The following is a 15,812-nucleotide window of genomic DNA, read 5'->3' on the forward strand; positions in this document are numbered from 1 at the left end:
GCCGGGGCCCGTGCGAGTCTCGCAGCGTTTTAGGAGGCCAGCCGATGTTTCGGAGCACGGTCTTTCACCGCAAGAGGTTGCGGAACAACAGCACGCCACAGTCGCGCAGCGTTCGCACAAGATTGCTGGCGGTCTCTTCGGGCGGAGGGCATTGGGTGCAGCTATTGCGTATCAAACGCGCTTTCGAGAACTGCGAAGTCACGTTCGTCACTGTCCATGAGTCATATCGCGCGCAGGTGCCAGGCCATAAATTCTACCTGGTCAATGATGCCAACCGCTGGACTAAGATCGCGCTATTGAAGGCTGCGGGCAGGTTGGCTTGGATCGTTTGGAATGAAAAACCCGATATCGTGGTTTCGACCGGTGCGGCTCCGGGATACCTAGCGCTGCGGTTCGGACGAATGATGGGTGCGCGCACCATCTGGCTCGACAGCATCGCCAACGTCGAACGGCTTTCGATGTCTGGAGACAGAATTGGTCGTTGCGCTGACCTCTGGTTGACCCAGTGGCCTCACCTGGCGCGACCTAATGGACCCCATTACACAGGCTCGGTGCTATGATTTTCGCGACAGTCGGAACGCAGGGGCAGTTTGACCGTTTGATCCGAACAATCGACGAGTGGGCCGGCGCGCACGGAAGAACGGATGTCTTTGCGCAGACGGGCCCATCAGACTACCATTCCAAACATATCCGCGCAGAGCGGTTTATCGATCCGACCGAATTCCGGAAACGCGTCGAAGCGGCAAGCCTTGTGATTTCCCATGCCGGAATGGGCTCTATTATTACTGCTCTCGAGCTTGGAAAGCGGATCATAGTCATGCCTCGTCGGGCGAGTCTGGGCGAACACCGCAACGACCACCAACTCGCAACCGCAAAGCGCTTCGCTGAACAAGGCTGCATCATGGTTGCTTTCACCGAACATGAGTTGGTCGATAAGCTGGATCAACACCAGATCTCCGACGAGCCCGAGCGGCTCAGCGCGCTAGCGTCGCCACGCCTCATATCTACAATTCGGACATTTATTGAGACCGGCCGCATTGGTTTCGAGAATAGAGACATTTCGTCGTAGGCCAGAGTCAGGTAAAACGTTGATACCCCGTAGACAAGAGGCGCTGGCTTCATGATCCCGATCGCAAAACCGTGTCTCGACGAGACTGAAGCCGATGCCGCGCGCGAGGTCACTCTCTCCGGCTGGATATCGCAAGGGCCGCAGGTGGCGGCCTTCGAGCGCGAATTCGCCGCAATGGTTGGCGCGCCTCACGCAGTTGCGGTGTCAAACTGCACTACTGCGCTGCACCTCGCACTGCTTGCCTTGGGCGTCGGGCCCGGCGACGAGGTGATCACCGCGAGCCACTCCTTCATCGCAAGCGCCAACAGCATCCGCTACTGCGGCGCGACCCCGATCTTCGTCGATATCGATCCAGCCACCTACAATCTGGATCCGGAGCGCGTGGCCGAGGCCATTACCGAACGCACCCGTGCGATCCTGGCCGTTCACCAGATGGGCATGCCGTGCGATCTGACCTCACTTGTCGCATTGGCAAATCGCCATGGTGTTGCCCTGATCGAGGACGCCGCCTGCGCAATCGGCAGCCAGATCAACGTCCATGGCGATTGGGAGTTCATCGGGAAGCCGCACGGAGCGATGGCTTGCTTCTCCTTCCACCCTCGCAAGGTCATCACGACCGGCGAGGGCGGCATGTTGACGACGTCCGATCCCGATCAGGACCGCAAGCTCAGGCTCTGGCGTCAGCATGCAATGGACGTGCCCGACACGGTGCGGCACGGCTCACCGCAAGTCATCTTCGAAAACTACCTGTTTGTCGGCTTCAACTATCGGATGACGGACATGCAGGCTGCCATTGGGCGAAAACAGCTCGAACGGCTTCCTGATCTGATCGCGCGTCGGCGCGCACTCGCGGCCCGTTACAGCGAACTCCTGGGCAATTTGGAAGGATTGATCCTGCCGCACGAACCGGAGTGGGCCCGATCCAACTGGCAGAGCTACTGCGTGCGCCTGCCGGACCGGGTCGATCAGAGAACGCTGATGCAGAACCTTCTTGATCAAGGCATTGCCACCCGACGCGGGATCATGTGCGCGCACCGCGAGGCGCCCTATGCAAGCGGCGAGCAGCGCCACGATTTGCGTCAATCCGAACTCGCGCAGGATCGCGCGATCTTGCTTCCGATCTACGCACAAATGGCCGAGGGGGATCAAGTGCGTGTCGCAAACGCGTTGAGATCCGAGCTGGGGTACTGAGAACCCTCCGCTTCCTCTTCGCTGACATCTCCGAGCGAGGCGTGAGGGCGCCGGCATTTGATATGCACTGGCGCGGAACATTCATGCGGGGCTATTTTGTACTCGCACGTTCACCTGAGAGAGACAGCATCTCGCTACGCTTACCGTTCGCAAGGACTGCGGCTATCAGGTCGCGGGCGTTGCTGTCATCGGTCGACGCGTTGCCAACCCATCGTTGATATTTTCGCCCGATTTTGCTGCCGATCAATCCAGCGGAGACATGGACGATGTCCGAAAGCACGCGCTCGAAAGGCTCGGGATTCCGCATTGCTGACGAGTACAGGTTCTCGATGACTTCGGCTGCATGATTCAGGCTAAATCGTTGCTCCGCCAGCCGGCGGCCAAGAAGCCCTAACTCGCACCGCAGCTCCTGCGACCTGACAAGCCGCTCGAGCGCTATGCGCAGCGCCGGTGCCCCCGCTCCGAACGAACCGGATCCGAGACCATACCATCCCTGCTGCAGAAAGACCGGTGCACTTTCGGGCGTCAGCAACTCGCTGAAGCCTTCCTCGCCGATAACCACAAGGGGCTTTCCGAACGCCATTCCTCGCAATGCCGAGCCACCTTGGCCGATGATCACATCCGCCGCAGCGTAGGCAGGGCGTGGATCGGCCATCTCGCCGGCCATCAGCACGACTTTGTAACCAGCAGCCGCGTTGACCTCTTCGGCACGTCTGCCCACATCGCCGCGCGCCCGGCCGTCACCAACGATCATCAGCCGTACCCGATGGCCCGCCACCGCCAGCTCACGAACTGCATTGCAGGCTGACAATAGACCCTCGAGCTTGAGGTCTGGCACCAGCCGGCAAACCATGGCGAGAAGGACTTCATCCGGCTCGACACCTTGATCGGCGCGAAAGCTCCTCCCGTCGATGGACGGATTGTCGGCTCTTGTATCCACCGGTGGCTCCAGCAGCTCGACGTGCCGGTGCCCGGCGTCAATCGCTGCCTGACGGATGAGCTCGGTCCCCACCGTCAATGGCACATTGCGGGGCAAGAAAGACGCCACGGACATCGACATCACAGTCCCGACGACGGCAGTGCGATGGGCCACCTTTCCGCCGAGGAAGGCCTCGATGATGGGAGGCCACTCATATCCGTGTACCACGTCAATACGGCGACGCTGCACCAGATGGCCGATCATGCGGATCACTTTCGGAGACGGCCGGCCCCGTTGCGCCGGAAGCTCGATGTGTTCGAGCGCCATTTTTCTTACTCGTTCCACCAGCGGGCCGGCCTCCGAAAGCACGATCACTTCGTGCCCCCGATCGCGGATCGACCCGGCCAACTGAATAGCGTTGAGCTGTGAGCCCCCCAGTTCCATCGAATGAGGGTAGAGAAGCACCTTCATGCCCGTTTCGCCTTTGATCCCACCCGGAGAGCGCCAGCCAGCCATATGTCCGGGATAATAATCGCGTTCGCCAGATAATTCATCGCAATATTAATATTGGCTATCAAATTATCCTATGATGCTGTTTTTTCGGAGGTAAGACAATCCATTCTGTATTATATTATTAAATATGACGTATTATTAAGATAGGTTTATTTTGCTGCGGCAACCAGGAGAGAGCGATCACTGGCGTCGCGAGATCGATCATGGTTCGGTTTCGAAGAAGGAATTATTTTCGACATGACTGCGCTTCATGAAGATGGCCGAGACGCATCGCTGAGAGTTCTCGTGGCGCTGGCTAGTTATGGCACGTCCAACGACCGGTACCTGGAGCGGCTGATTCGCGAATACCGGTCCATGCCATTCGACATCGACATCGTCGTCCTCTCAAATATCGACAAGTCCGGTCAGGGCGTCGAATGTCGCGTGGGCACCCCAGCCAAGAATCCCTGGTCACTGCCTTTTGCGCACAAGCCGCTGTTCGCCGAGCGGGCCAACAAATACGACCTGTTCATCTATTCCGAAGACGACATCCTGATAACCGAAAAGAATCTTCGGGCCTTCCTGGATGTCACCGCGGTGCTTCAACAGGACGAAATTGCGGGATACTTGCGAATAGAAAAGGGAGCGGACGGCGAAGAGAACTACCCCGACATCCATGAAAATTTCCATTGGGATTCGACCTCAGTCCGTTCCAGAGGCCGCTACACGCTCGCCCATCTCACTAACGAGCATGCGGCCTGCTATGTGCTTACACAAGCCCAGCTCAGGACGGCTATCCAGTCGGGAGGCTTCCTGGTGGATCCGTACGAGGGCAAATACGACCTTCTTTGCACGGCGGCGACAGACCCATACACGCAATGTGGTTTGAAGAAGTTTGTTCCGGTTTCTCACGTCGACGACTTCACCGTTCATCATCTGTCCAACAAATATGTCGGCCGGGTCGGCATCAGCGCGGCTGAACTCAGAGATCAGATCGAGGCGCTGATCCGGATTGCTGAACGGTGCAAGACACCACCTCCGCTGTTCAACACTGAGACGAAGCTGTCGCGTGGGCTTTACTCGAAGGACTATTATGAGCCCGTCAGTGAAGATGTCATTTCCGCAATTCCGCCAGCGGCGCGCAGTGTCTTGTCAATCGGATGCGGATCGGGAGCGACGGAGAAAAGACTGATCGAACGAGGATTGCGAGTCGTTGCGATGCCCTTGGACCCCGTCGTCTCCAGCGGCGCCGCCGCCCGTGGCGTCGAAATGATCTATGGAGATATCGACGAGCTGGCGACACTTGCGCACGGAGAAAAGTTCGATTGTATCCTGTGCTTGAACGTCCTGCATCTAGCACACGATCCCGTAGCGGCGTTGTCCACGTTGAAGGATTGCCTATGCGACAGCTCGAGTGTGATCATTCAAACACCGAGCATGCTTTCTCTTCGAACCATCCGACAGACGTTCCGCGACATGCCCGTTCTTCTTGGAAAGGGCTACTCCTCGACCGGGGTGCATTTGAGTACGGCTCGCGCGGTGAAGAGCTGGTGCACCAGGGCAGGGATGAAAGTGAATCGGACGATCGGGACATTGAATCGCCAGGAGACAAGCAGGCTTGGCAGGATCGCGTCGGCGGTCGGTGATTTCCTTCCCGCGCCGCTTGCAATCTCGATGGCAACATCCATCGTCGTGTCGGCGAGACGGTTGCCGGATGAGCGCAGTCAGCTTGCATCCCAGAGCATTCGCGCACACGACACAAGGAGAGCTTTGTCATCCAGTGAAAGCGAAAGTCGGACAGCTCATTTCTAGCTGATCCGCACAACTCACAAGTTTGCCACTCCCCGTATCGGTGACTGCCTTGTGTAAAGGAACAGAATGAATCAGAACCACATCTCCGGCAGCCAGGTAGCGCGGCGAATTGCGTTCGCCACGATCGGCGATGCGAGCGAGGTCAGGTTCTGGTCCGGCACTCCATTTCACATGTCGAAATCGCTCGCCAGCAAGGGTCACGAGGTGGTTCATATCGGTCCCCTGAGCGCACCGATCCTGCCTCTGTACAAGGCGTATTCCAAACTTTGCCGTACCTTCCGCACGCGGGGCCTTTCTCCATTCCATGCGGGGCCTGTCGTTGCCCAATATGCAGCGGACGCTGCGCGCAAAATCAGCGCCGTCTCGCCCGATATCGTCTTCGCGCCTGCCGGATCAACCTTTGCCTGGAGCGTGCCTAAGGGCGTTCCGCTCGTGTATGCGTCCGACGCGACCTTTCGGCTTGTCGAGAACTATCATCCTAACTACCGGAACCTGTCACGCGCCGCCCGGGAGATCGCTGAACGTCTGGAACGCGACACAATCGCGCGTGCGGATCTGGTCCTCTACCCGTCTGAATGGGCCGCCGAATCTGCGGTTAGGGATTACGGCGCCGACCGTGCGCGGGTGCATGTCATTCCTTGGGGCGCCAATCTCGAAGAGGCGCCCGATCGCGCCTCTGTGTTTGGACGCCGCAAGTCGGGTCCGTGCCGGCTCCTCTTCATCGGTGCCAATTGGGAAGAGAAGGGCGCGGACATCGCGATTGGGGCCCTCGCTGAACTGAGGGACAGGGGCCTGGAGGCGGAGCTAGTGATTTGCGGATGCACTCCGCCCGGGCCTGTCACCCAGGAGGGCCTGACGATCATCCCTTACCTCGACAAGAATGATCGTGAACAGCGCAACCGACTGGATCAACTCTATCGCGACGCGGATTTCTTTCTGTTGCCAACCCGGGCAGATTGCTACGGTATCGTATTTTGCGAGGCGGCGGCCCATGGCGTACCGAGCATTGCGCCAGCGACGGGTGGCGTGCCCAGCGCTATCCGCGACGGGGAGACAGGCATCTTGTTGCCGCCGAATGCGACGAAGGGGGACTATGCGACGGTCATCTCCGAGACTTTTGCAAACCCGGACCGGCTGGCACGCCTGCGACAATCGAGCCGCGGCGCCTTCGAGGCCCGACTGAACTGGCAAGCCTGGGGCCGGCGTGTCTCAGATCTGATAGAAACTCTATGATTGTCCTGAACTATCACGAGCTGGTGGAAGCCTCGCCTTCGAATGCGTGGTGCCTGACGCATGAAACATTCGATGCGCATCTTGCGCTTTGGGGGGACAGGCTGGTCTCGCCTCAGAGATTTCTGGAGCAATGCCCAGATCCGAAAGCCGGCCGCACCGGTGCGGTCCTACTCACCTTCGACGATGGATTTCTTTCCGACTACACGCATGTCTATGCTCGCTACGTGAAGACCGGTCTGATTCCGGGCTTCATGTCCTTCATTCCGGTAAATTTCGTTGGATCGCCGGGACACATGAGCTGGGAGATGATTGAGGAACTTGGCAGGGGTGGCGTTGCGATTGGCTCACATGGCATGGCCCACGTCGATTTGACCACTGCCTCGGATGTCGAACTAGATCGCGAACTTAGGGGTTCGAAATCGATGCTCGAGGACCGCCTTGGCCGACAGGTTACTCTTTTCGCCTTCCCATACGGGCGCTTTTCCCGACGGGTTTGGGACGCAGCTCTGAAGGCCGGCTATACGCACCTCTTTACAATCCAGCTTGGGTATCATCGCGGGTTCGAATCCTTTCTCTATTCCCGCCTTTGTCTGACGAACAACATGGATGCCGAATACATGCGCCAGCACTTGCTCGATCCGGATGCGAAGCGCGGCGTTGCCTGGAAGATCAGCACGAACCTGGGGCTCTATCGCCAACTGATGCGCTGGCGGTATCGGTAGCGTCATCGGGCCATCGCTCTGAAGGTGGCCTTAACTCTCCCCGGTGTCGATGTGCCTATTCGGCTTCCAGCATCGAGACGGCGAAGACATTGACATAGCGGATGGTGACGGTGGAAAGCATTGCAACAAGGGCGCTTAGTCAGGCTGAAAGGTCGCGAGCTTCTGCCGGCGGACAAGTGGCGGCGCAGTCGACGCGGAGCCGGAAGACCTCTGCGCTCATTCCAATCTTCGTTTTCTCGCTGGCCCTGCCGGTTATTTTCTACATCGGCCCGACACGCTTGTCCCCCTACCGGCTGGTGCTGGTACTGACCTTCATTCCGTGTTTGATGGCTTGGCTTTCTGGATCGGTTGGGCGAACACGGCTGCCGGACATTTTTGTGCTGTTGGCGGCGATATGGGGCGCGATCGTTTTGGTTAGCACTCACGGCATCGACAAGGGTCTGCAATCCGCAGGCATATTTGTTATTGAGACATTCGGAACGTTCCTGTTCGCAAGGCGATACATTCGAGATATCTTCGCATTTCAGCGGATGGTGAGATCTCTCGTGTTCATGGTCCTTTTCCTTCTGCCATTTGCACTGTACGAGAATGTCGCAGGCTCGCCGATCTTGATTGAATTGTTCGGCAAGATCTTTTCCGTTTACGATATCGTTGGCAGTGAAGCGAGATTCGGACTTAGACGAGCTCAGGGCTCCTTTGAACACTTCATTCTGTTTGGCATCGTTTGCTCAAGTGCGTTCGCCTTGAGCTTTTATGTGTCAGGTGCCACCGCGCAGCTGGGGGGGCGATTAAGCTCGGGTCTTGTGGCAATGGCGGTCGCCACTTCCCTTTCCTCGGGGGCAATTCTGTCGCTTGTCGTCCAGGCAATGCTGATCGGTTGGGACAAGGTCACGAAGAGCGTCGCGCGACGTTGGGGAATATTGGCCGCAATTGCAATTGGTGCCTACTTTGTCGTGGACTTGAGCTCCAATCGCAGCCCTTTCGATGTCTTTATTTCATATCTGACGTTCAACTCGGACACTTCCTACATGCGCGTGCACATCTGGCACTACGGGACACAATCAGTGATGCACCACCCGATCTTTGGAATTGGCCTGAATGATTGGGTACGTCCGTCGTGGATGGGCGGCAGCATGGATAATTTCTGGTTGGTTACTGCCGTTCGCTACGGTATCCCCGGCTTCGTGTTCATGGCCGGCGGCTTTCTTTCGATTTGCTTCGGTTTGGGACGGCTGAGAAACCTCTCATTCCAGGTGGCCCAATGCCGAAAGGGTCTGATTATCACGATTTGCGGACTGGCTCTCGCGGTCTGCACGGTCCACCTATGGGATGCTCCTTACGTCTTGATCATGTTCCTGCTCGGCAGCGGCATGTGGATGTTTGACCCCGGCAACAGGGCCGCTCCCGTCTCCTCCGCCGAGGGCACTCAATCCCGTTGGGTCACTCGTCCCAGGCTGTGAAGCTGTTTGGTTTGCTGGCCTATCGCAGGGGGTGACTTCGCTCCCCTTGAAGAGGCCCGCCACACCCTCATGGCCGTTTAATGAGATCTCCAAGGACGAGCTCATCGCCCCGCCAGCTCGCCCAGCGCACGTTCTCCCACTGCTCAATGTTGATGCGCCGACCGTTGACCACGTCGAATTGGTACGCTCCGTAGCGGAAGGAGCCACGCACAAAGTAGACGTTCTTCAGGCTCACCGAGGAGCCCCCGTCTGCCGGGATACGGAGTCCGTGATTGCCGCCCTCGAACAATACGTTCTCGAAGACGTGCGAGCCTTGCCAATTGTCGGCCGAGAAGTAGCCCGCGGTCGTTGCTCCGGCCATCTTGAACGTCGAGTTCTTGACCGTGACCGCGCCTGTAGATCCCGGGGAATAGCACTGCAACCCGTCCGCATGATCACTTCCGACTCCGGTAGCCGTGATATAGACCCAAGTTAGATTGATATTGCCGCTGACGCAGCGCACGCCCTCTCGTGACTGAATGCGAACGCGCGTGAGACTACAAGAGCCTTTGCAAACAATGGTCGGCTCCCCCGAGTTCTCAACGATCGACAAGTCGGTTCGGGACGAACCCGGCGGCAACGTGATACGACTCGTGCCGCTCGTGACGTTGGCATAGACGGAATCGTTAAAGCTCAGCGGAACCTCGGCCGAATTCGGCGCCGGATGAGGCATAGGGACGGGCGTCGGGGAAGAAGTGGCCGCCACAGGTATAGTTGCGGTAATCCCAAAGCTGCTGGGGCGCATCTCGAGCGCCTGCCCGGGGGGGGCCAAGGCGTGATTACTGCAAGCCTCCTCCGCCCTGTCAGCTCCTGTGTGCCGTGAGAGTGCCGCGCCCGAGGAATCACGGCACCTCCACAGAGCAGATTCTGTCGAGGTAACGGTGGATTGGACAAGAGCCACCCCTGCCGACAACAGGGCCAGCGTCATCAAGTAGCGCATGAAAGCTCCAAAGCGGATTTTCTACCAAATCTTTGCAAAGCCATCCAGCCCGGACGGTTTGATTTGATCGGCCGAACGCCGCGAAGTACCCGTAGTTTTGTTGGACAAGCGATCACGTCGGGTGCCGGAGCTCTGCTGCTGCGGGCGACGGATCGGATGAGACTGCTCGGGCTCCGTCTGATCGGAAACTACCCTCCATTGCCTACCTCGCAGGCCGCAATTATGGTGGACAATCGTGGCCAGCTTGTCTTTCTTGACCAAGAAATTGCGATTCGTAAGACTATACTGACCGTATTCCGCGCCGCGAAGGGGGCAGAAAATCACCTATGTCGGCAAGGATCGGTTCAAGCTCGCTGGCCAAGGCGCCTGAACAAACCGCGTTGACCCCGTATAGCGGGGTCGAGCAAAAGCGTGGCCATTTTGATCATTCGCCGACGTCCTTGCCGAGTTGAATGTGCATTAGTGGATCGCGACGTCTTCTCTGGGACGGGCTCTGTCGGCGGCCGCGTTCGAATGTGCTCAGGCCCTTGCGTGGGCGATGGTCGCTGATCGGCGTCGAGAAGGTATCTGGGCTATGTCAAACGCTAGCATCAAACTCGCCATCATCATCGTCTCATACTGCAATGTCGATGATGTCGATCGCTGTTTGAAGTCGCTCGCTCGTTCGGATTACGATCACTTTGAAGTTCTCATTTGCGAAAATGGGGGTGAAGCAGCCTACGGGAGATTACTGGCTGAGCTCGTGGGATCAGATCGAACGCTGCAGCGAATTTCCGATGCGTCGGACACCCTTGACCAGCCGCAGAAACGATTGGCCTCAGTGGCGAAATGCCGATTTCAGACTCGCGCAAATGTCGTCCGAGTTGGGCTCGCGACCGAGAACCTTGGTTACGGAGGCGGCGTCAACGCGTGGCTTGAGCCATTACTCGGCGCCCCCGGTTGGGGGGCAGTGCTTGTGCTGAATCCTGATACCGAAGTGGATAGCCGCGGCCTGGCTGAATTGATAGCCAAGTCTGCTGAGGGATTCGGTATGGTTGGCGCAAGCCTCGTCTTCGACGACGCCCCCAATAAGGTCATCAATTACGGACTGCATTGGTCTCCTATGACGGGCCGTGTCATCGCCGTGGGAAGGAATGCGGCAGTTGGCAGTGCACCGTCGGTCGAGGATCTTGCCAGAATCGATGCGGTAAGCGGGGCGTGTGTTCTGGCAACGCGAGCGTTCGTCGAAGACGTCGGTCTCATGGCCGAAGACTATTTCCTGTACATGGAAGATCTGGATTGGGGACGTCGCCGGGGAAAGCACCGCATCGGCTTCGCGAGCAAAGCCATCATTCGCCACATTGGAGGAACGACTATCGGATCTGCCGTTACTCCCGAGAAGCGTTCGCATCTTTCGATCTATCTGTCTGCCCGCAACGGCATTCTCTATGCTAGGCGCTTTGCGGGATGGCGTTGGATCTGCCATTTCGGAGTCGGCCTGTTGTTCGCAGCGCGATATGCGCTCAAAGGCTCCTTGTCGGCCGGACAAGTCGCTTTCGCGGGGTTGCTCGATGGTGCAAAAGGCAAGACCGGGCGTCCGGAGGCAGGGCTCGGGCCGCAACAGCCCGGCTGATCGGCGCGTCATCCCAATCGCGATCGACGGCACACCCACAGATCTGAGAACCTATGACAAGAAGGCGGCAGCATCCCGATTGCTTTTCCATGTCGGCAGTCGAAACGAAATTAGCACGATGAGTATGCTTTTGAATTTGGGAGCGATCGTCTCCCACGTGATATGTGTATTCCTCTGGCCGGGAGCGCCTCTTTTTGCAGAATAAAGTAGAGGACACTTCTTGAATTGGCGGGAGAATGGATTTTGATGAGGCAATACATTTGGAAGAGTATTTTTCTCCATTTTAATTGAGGCTCGTGCTTTGGAAGCCGTGAACCCGAGGAGCCGCAAGCCATTCCGGCAAGTATCGGATCCTATCAAACTCCTTATTCCGACATTTACTCTGTGCAGCAACTGCCAGGCTGCTGCCGTTTTCTCGCAATCAAATTAACTGAGCCGAAATTGTCGCTCCTTACGATGAAATCCATGATTAGCGGTGCTTAGAAGCCGATTTTTTCATCATGTGGCTTTTTAAGCACACGGGGCGGATGCCTGAGTGAATTATAAGGAATTGCTGTCGCTTTAAATCTGTGCGGTGAGACTTTGGCCAAGTAGCTGAGAAATTACCTTGGATGGGCCGTCATGTCGTCCCAAAAAAGCCTCCCCGGACCGAGCAAGACGAATGCCTTGGTGCTGCGCCAATAAAGCCGCACCTGGGGTACTGTCGCGCGGGGAATTTGAAATTGGGCGCGCCCCTGGGGACGAACTGGATCGAACCTACCAGGAGAAAACTAGATGGTAGCCATCCCTCTGAGCTGGAACGACCCGTTGTTGAGCGGGGTTACGAGTTCGAGTTCGGTCACGCTTAGAGATGGCGGGACGCTTTCGTACAAGAGCATTACCGACACTGGCTCCACGGCGTCCGTTGTCGGCCTTGGCTCGTTCAGCCTCGACCATATGCGTATTAGCTCAAGGGAAGGTGTGCGCATTGGGGGTGACGGTGACGTCACGATCAGCAATTCGTATCTCGAGTCGACGGGACAAGGGAGCGATCACGCCGATACTATCCAGATCTATGCCCCCGGCAGCACCGGGAATGTGACGATCACGAATACGACGATCGTCGCCCACACCACCGCTGCAACTGCAGGTATGTTCGTTGCGGATGGTTGGAGTGGCACGCTCACTTTCGATAACGTGGTATTCCAAGGTGGTCCGTTTGGCTTGCGTATTGCCGCGGATGCGAACGATATCTCGGTATCGCTCAAGGACGTGTATTTTGTCGGGCCGTTTGGTTACGACGATATTCTCTTTCAGGAAGTCAATGCGGACATAAACATTACTCAGTGGGAAAATGTCCGCTCCGCAACGATCGTAAATGGTGAACTCGTTCCGGGCGAACTTATCCCGCCGCCTTTCCCGGTGGAAGGGGGTGGTGGTGGCGCTGGGTTGACGACGATCGACCACTTCTCGAACGACAGCGGCACATCCGGTGATGGCATCACCAACGACAGTACGCTGACCCTGAGCGGCAGCGCGGCCGCGAACAGCACGGTGAAGGTGTTCGACGGTACGACCCAGATCGGGACCACCACGACCAACAGCAGTGGCGCGTGGAGCTACACGACCGCTGCGCTGTCGAACGGCAATCATAGCCTCAAGGCCACGGCCACCACCACGTCGGGCACCAGTTCGACGTCATCGGTGCTTGCCGTGAAAATTGACACCGTGGCGCCCACGGCCCCGACGATGGCGACGCCCACCAACAACGCCAACGGCGGCCTGAACCTGACCGGCACGGCGGAAGCGAACAGCGTCGTGAAGGTGTTCGACGGCACGGCCCAGATCGGGACCGCGACGGCCAACGGCAGTGGCGTGTGGAACTACACCACCGGTGCCCTTGCGGCCGGTTCGCACAGCCTCACCGCAAGGGCGACGGATGCGGCAGGCAACACCGGCGCGGCGTCTGCCGTGGTCACGGCCAGCATCGGCACCTCGGCACCCCCGGCTACGCCGACCATCGCGTCGTTCTCGAACGACACCGGAGCGGCCGGCGATGGCATCACCAGCGACAATACCCTCCAGCTCAAGGGTACCGCGGCCGCCAACAGCACCGTCAAGATTTACGATGGCTCGACCCAGATCGGCACGACGACCGCCAGTTCGACCGGGAGCTGGGACTACATCACCTCGGTCCTGACCAACGCCAAGCATGTGCTGACCGCGACCGCGACCACCTCGAGCGGCCAGACCAGTGCCGCATCCGGTGCGGTGACCGTGACGGTGGATACGCTGGCGCCGACCGCCCCGGCCCTGAGCAGCAACGCCATCGTCAATACCAATCAGGTCAAGCTGTCGGGGACCGCCGAGGCCAACAGCACGGTCACGGTCTACGACGGCACCACGGTGGTCGGAACCGGGACAACAAACTCGACCGGAGCCTGGAGCGTCACGACGAACGCCTTGTCGACCGGCACGCACGCGCTGACGGCCAAGGCCGCCGACGCGGCCGGCAATGTCAGCGCCGCCTCGCAGTCGGTCAGCAGCGTGATCGGTGGGGCGTCGCCTGCGCCGACGACACAAATCGAGTCGGCTGGTGTGACAAGTCTCGTTGAGAGCGGCAATAAATATTACCTCAACAGCAGCAGCGGTGGGACCGGGCCTGCATTGAAATTCGGCGGCACGCCGGTGACCGAGGGCATGTGGGCGGGCTGGGCACCGATTGGCGCTGAGAAGACCGCAACGGGCTACAATGTAGTATGGAAAAACGCGGGCACCGGTCAGTACAATGCTTGGAGCACTGACAGCAGCGGCAATTATATCGCCAATACTCTCAGCTTCGTGTTAGGGACCAACACCACGCTAAGATCGCTCGAGACCTCTTTCCAACAGGACCTCAACGGCGATGGCACAATCGGCGCGCCCGCCGTGGTGATCGAGTCGGCCGGCTCGACCAGCCTGACCCAGATCGGGAGCAATTATTTCCTCTACCAGGCCGGTTCTGGTCCCGTCTTGAAATTCGGAGGCACGCCGGTGACCGCGGGCATGTGGGCAGGCTGGGCGCCGATTGGCGCTGAGCAGACCGCAACGGGCTACAATGTAGTATGGAAAAACGCGGGCACCGGTCAGTACAATGCTTGGAGCACTGACAGCAGCGGCAATTATATCGCCAATACTCTCAGCTTCGTGTCAGGGGCCAACACCACGCTAAGATCGCTCGAGACCTCATTCCAACAGGACCTCAACGGCGATGGCACAACCGGCGCGCCCGCCGTGGTGATCGAGTCGGCCGGCTCGACCAGCCTGACCCAGATCGGGAGCAATTATTTTCTCCACCAGGCCGGTTCTGGTCCCGTCTTGAAATTTGGAGGCGCGCCGGTGACCGAGGGCATGTGGGCAGGCTGGGCGCCGATTGGCGCTGAGCAGACCGCAACGGGCTACAATGTAGTATGGAAAAACGCGGGCACCGGTCAGTACAATGCTTGGAGCACTGACAGCAGCGGCAATTATATCGCCAATACTCTCAGCTTCGTGTCGGGGACCAACACCGCGCTGCAATCGCTCGAGACCTCCTTCCAGCAAGACCTCAATGGCGATGGTTCGATTACTAATTCAAGTGGGAATGCGCCGATTTCGGCCGTCGCCTTGACCACCATGTACAAGAACTGGAGCGACATCGTCACCATCAAAGGCGTCGCCGATGCCAACAGTCAGATCAAGCTGTACGATGGCAACACGTCAATTGGAAAAGTTACGGCGGCGGCCGATGGTACCTGGTCCTTCCAGACATCGTCGGCCGTGTCCGACACGTTACACACCTATACTGCCAAGCAGATCGATAGCGCTGGCCAGGTCGTTGGTACTTCAGGCAGCGCGATTCTTGGCTCGACAGGCAGCAATACGCTGAAGAGCACCTCAGGTAATGATATCCTGGTTGGCGGCGGCCAGTCCGACACTTTCGCGTTTGCCGCAAATTTCGGCCGCGACGTCATTAAGGATTTCACGGCCAGTGGAAGCGCGCAGGACACGATCCAGTTCAGCAAGACGGTGTTCGACAGCTTTGCGAGCGTTCTCTCGCACGCGAGCCAAGTTGGTCAGGATATCGTCATTTCTAGCGGAAGCGATACACTCACACTGAAGAATACCAAGCTGAGTTCGCTGAGTAGTCAGGACTTCCACTTCGCCTGAGCAAGGTTTGTAAAAGGGAGTTGGTATAAATCTGCCTTGGGGATATCACCTCAATAAGGGCATGGTTCAAGGGGCAAGTACCATGACTGATGTCGCACGGCGGGCGGAAATCCTCCCGTCTGAGAAGTTAGACGAGATAGACGTATCGAATTGGGC

General features: G+C 58.2%; 11 protein-coding genes. 9 read left to right on the forward strand and 2 right to left on the reverse strand.

The genetic code is table 11. From position 1 onward, the window contains the following. Positions 1-44: 44 nt before the first annotated feature. The 3 genes from V1273_RS10650 to V1273_RS10660 are packed head-to-tail and all read left to right on the forward strand — an operon-like array spanning position 45 to position 2,260. Positions 45-560 carry a UDP-N-acetylglucosamine--LPS N-acetylglucosamine transferase gene (locus tag V1273_RS10650; protein ID WP_334367642.1) on the forward strand — a complete coding sequence of 172 codons (516 nt, stop codon included), beginning with the start codon at positions 45-47 and terminating at the stop codon, positions 558-560. Then, positions 557-1,069 carry a glycosyltransferase gene (locus tag V1273_RS10655; RefSeq protein ID WP_334383155.1) on the forward strand — a complete coding sequence of 171 codons (513 nt, stop codon included), beginning with the start codon at positions 557-559 and terminating at the stop codon, positions 1,067-1,069. Before V1273_RS10650 ends, V1273_RS10655 begins: the two co-directional genes overlap by 4 nt. A gap of 51 nt (positions 1,070-1,120) precedes the next feature. Next, the gene (locus V1273_RS10660; protein WP_334409549.1) at positions 1,121-2,260 is read left to right on the forward strand and encodes a DegT/DnrJ/EryC1/StrS family aminotransferase; all 1,140 of its coding nucleotides are present in this window, start codon (positions 1,121-1,123) and stop codon (positions 2,258-2,260) included. A gap of 91 nt (positions 2,261-2,351) precedes the next feature. On the opposite strand, the gene V1273_RS10665 is transcribed toward V1273_RS10660, so the two are convergent. After that, positions 2,352-3,650, reverse strand: coding sequence for a glycosyltransferase family 4 protein (locus V1273_RS10665; protein ID WP_334409550.1), 1,299 nt, complete (start codon positions 3,648-3,650; stop codon positions 2,352-2,354). A gap of 279 nt (positions 3,651-3,929) precedes the next feature. Between V1273_RS10665 and V1273_RS10670 the strand changes: the two genes are divergently transcribed. The 4 genes from V1273_RS10670 to V1273_RS10685 all read left to right on the forward strand — a co-directional run bounded on the left by V1273_RS10670 (position 3,930) and on the right by V1273_RS10685 (position 8,898). After that, on the forward strand, positions 3,930-5,483 hold the full coding sequence (locus tag V1273_RS10670; RefSeq protein ID WP_334409551.1) for a class I SAM-dependent methyltransferase: 1,554 nt from the start codon (positions 3,930-3,932) through the stop codon (positions 5,481-5,483). Between the two features lie 66 nt (positions 5,484-5,549). Then, the gene (locus V1273_RS10675; RefSeq protein WP_334409552.1) at positions 5,550-6,716 is read left to right on the forward strand and encodes a glycosyltransferase family 4 protein; all 1,167 of its coding nucleotides are present in this window, start codon (positions 5,550-5,552) and stop codon (positions 6,714-6,716) included. After that, on the forward strand, positions 6,713-7,438 hold the full coding sequence (locus V1273_RS10680) for a polysaccharide deacetylase family protein (protein WP_334409553.1): 726 nt from the start codon (positions 6,713-6,715) through the stop codon (positions 7,436-7,438). Before V1273_RS10675 ends, V1273_RS10680 begins: the two co-directional genes overlap by 4 nt. Before the next feature lie 101 nt (positions 7,439-7,539). Next, positions 7,540-8,898, forward strand: a complete 1,359-nt coding sequence (locus V1273_RS10685) for an O-antigen ligase family protein (RefSeq protein ID WP_334409554.1) — start codon at positions 7,540-7,542, stop codon at positions 8,896-8,898. Positions 8,899-8,965: 67 nt separating this feature from the next. Here V1273_RS10685 and V1273_RS10690 read toward each other — a convergent pair whose 3' ends face one another. Further along, positions 8,966-9,682, reverse strand: coding sequence for a hypothetical protein (locus tag V1273_RS10690; protein ID WP_334409555.1), 717 nt, complete (start codon positions 9,680-9,682; stop codon positions 8,966-8,968). A gap of 769 nt (positions 9,683-10,451) precedes the next feature. On the opposite strand from V1273_RS10690, the gene V1273_RS10695 reads away from it, so the two are divergent. Together V1273_RS10695 and V1273_RS10700 are read left to right on the forward strand one after the other, a co-directional pair. After that, a complete protein-coding gene (locus V1273_RS10695) occupies positions 10,452-11,489 on the forward strand; it encodes a glycosyltransferase family 2 protein (RefSeq protein WP_334409556.1) in 1,038 nt (345 codons plus the stop codon). A 774-nt stretch (positions 11,490-12,263) separates the two neighbouring features. Then, positions 12,264-15,656, forward strand: coding sequence for an Ig-like domain-containing protein (locus V1273_RS10700; protein WP_334409557.1), 3,393 nt, complete (start codon positions 12,264-12,266; stop codon positions 15,654-15,656). Positions 15,657-15,812: the final 156 nt, after the last annotated feature.

The organism is Bradyrhizobium sp. AZCC 1721 (genome assembly GCF_036924715.1).
In the GTDB taxonomy this organism is placed as follows: Bacteria; Pseudomonadota; Alphaproteobacteria; order Rhizobiales; family Xanthobacteraceae; genus Bradyrhizobium.

Coding starts and splice junctions, on each gene's coding strand:
- V1273_RS10650 (WP_334367642.1), top strand. CDS start 45: ATGTTTCGGAGCACGGTCTTTCACCGCAAGAGGTTGCGGAACAACAGC.
- V1273_RS10655 (WP_334383155.1), top strand. CDS start 557: ATGATTTTCGCGACAGTCGGAACGCAGGGGCAGTTTGACCGTTTGATC.
- V1273_RS10660 (WP_334409549.1), top strand. CDS start 1,121: ATGATCCCGATCGCAAAACCGTGTCTCGACGAGACTGAAGCCGATGCC.
- V1273_RS10665 (WP_334409550.1), bottom strand. CDS start 3,650: ATGAAGGTGCTTCTCTACCCTCATTCGATGGAACTGGGGGGCTCACAG.
- V1273_RS10670 (WP_334409551.1), top strand. CDS start 3,930: ATGACTGCGCTTCATGAAGATGGCCGAGACGCATCGCTGAGAGTTCTC.
- V1273_RS10675 (WP_334409552.1), top strand. CDS start 5,550: ATGAATCAGAACCACATCTCCGGCAGCCAGGTAGCGCGGCGAATTGCG.
- V1273_RS10680 (WP_334409553.1), top strand. CDS start 6,713: ATGATTGTCCTGAACTATCACGAGCTGGTGGAAGCCTCGCCTTCGAAT.
- V1273_RS10685 (WP_334409554.1), top strand. CDS start 7,540: ATGGTGACGGTGGAAAGCATTGCAACAAGGGCGCTTAGTCAGGCTGAA.
- V1273_RS10690 (WP_334409555.1), bottom strand. CDS start 9,682: ATGCGCCCCAGCAGCTTTGGGATTACCGCAACTATACCTGTGGCGGCC.
- V1273_RS10695 (WP_334409556.1), top strand. CDS start 10,452: ATGTCAAACGCTAGCATCAAACTCGCCATCATCATCGTCTCATACTGC.
- V1273_RS10700 (WP_334409557.1), top strand. CDS start 12,264: ATGGTAGCCATCCCTCTGAGCTGGAACGACCCGTTGTTGAGCGGGGTT.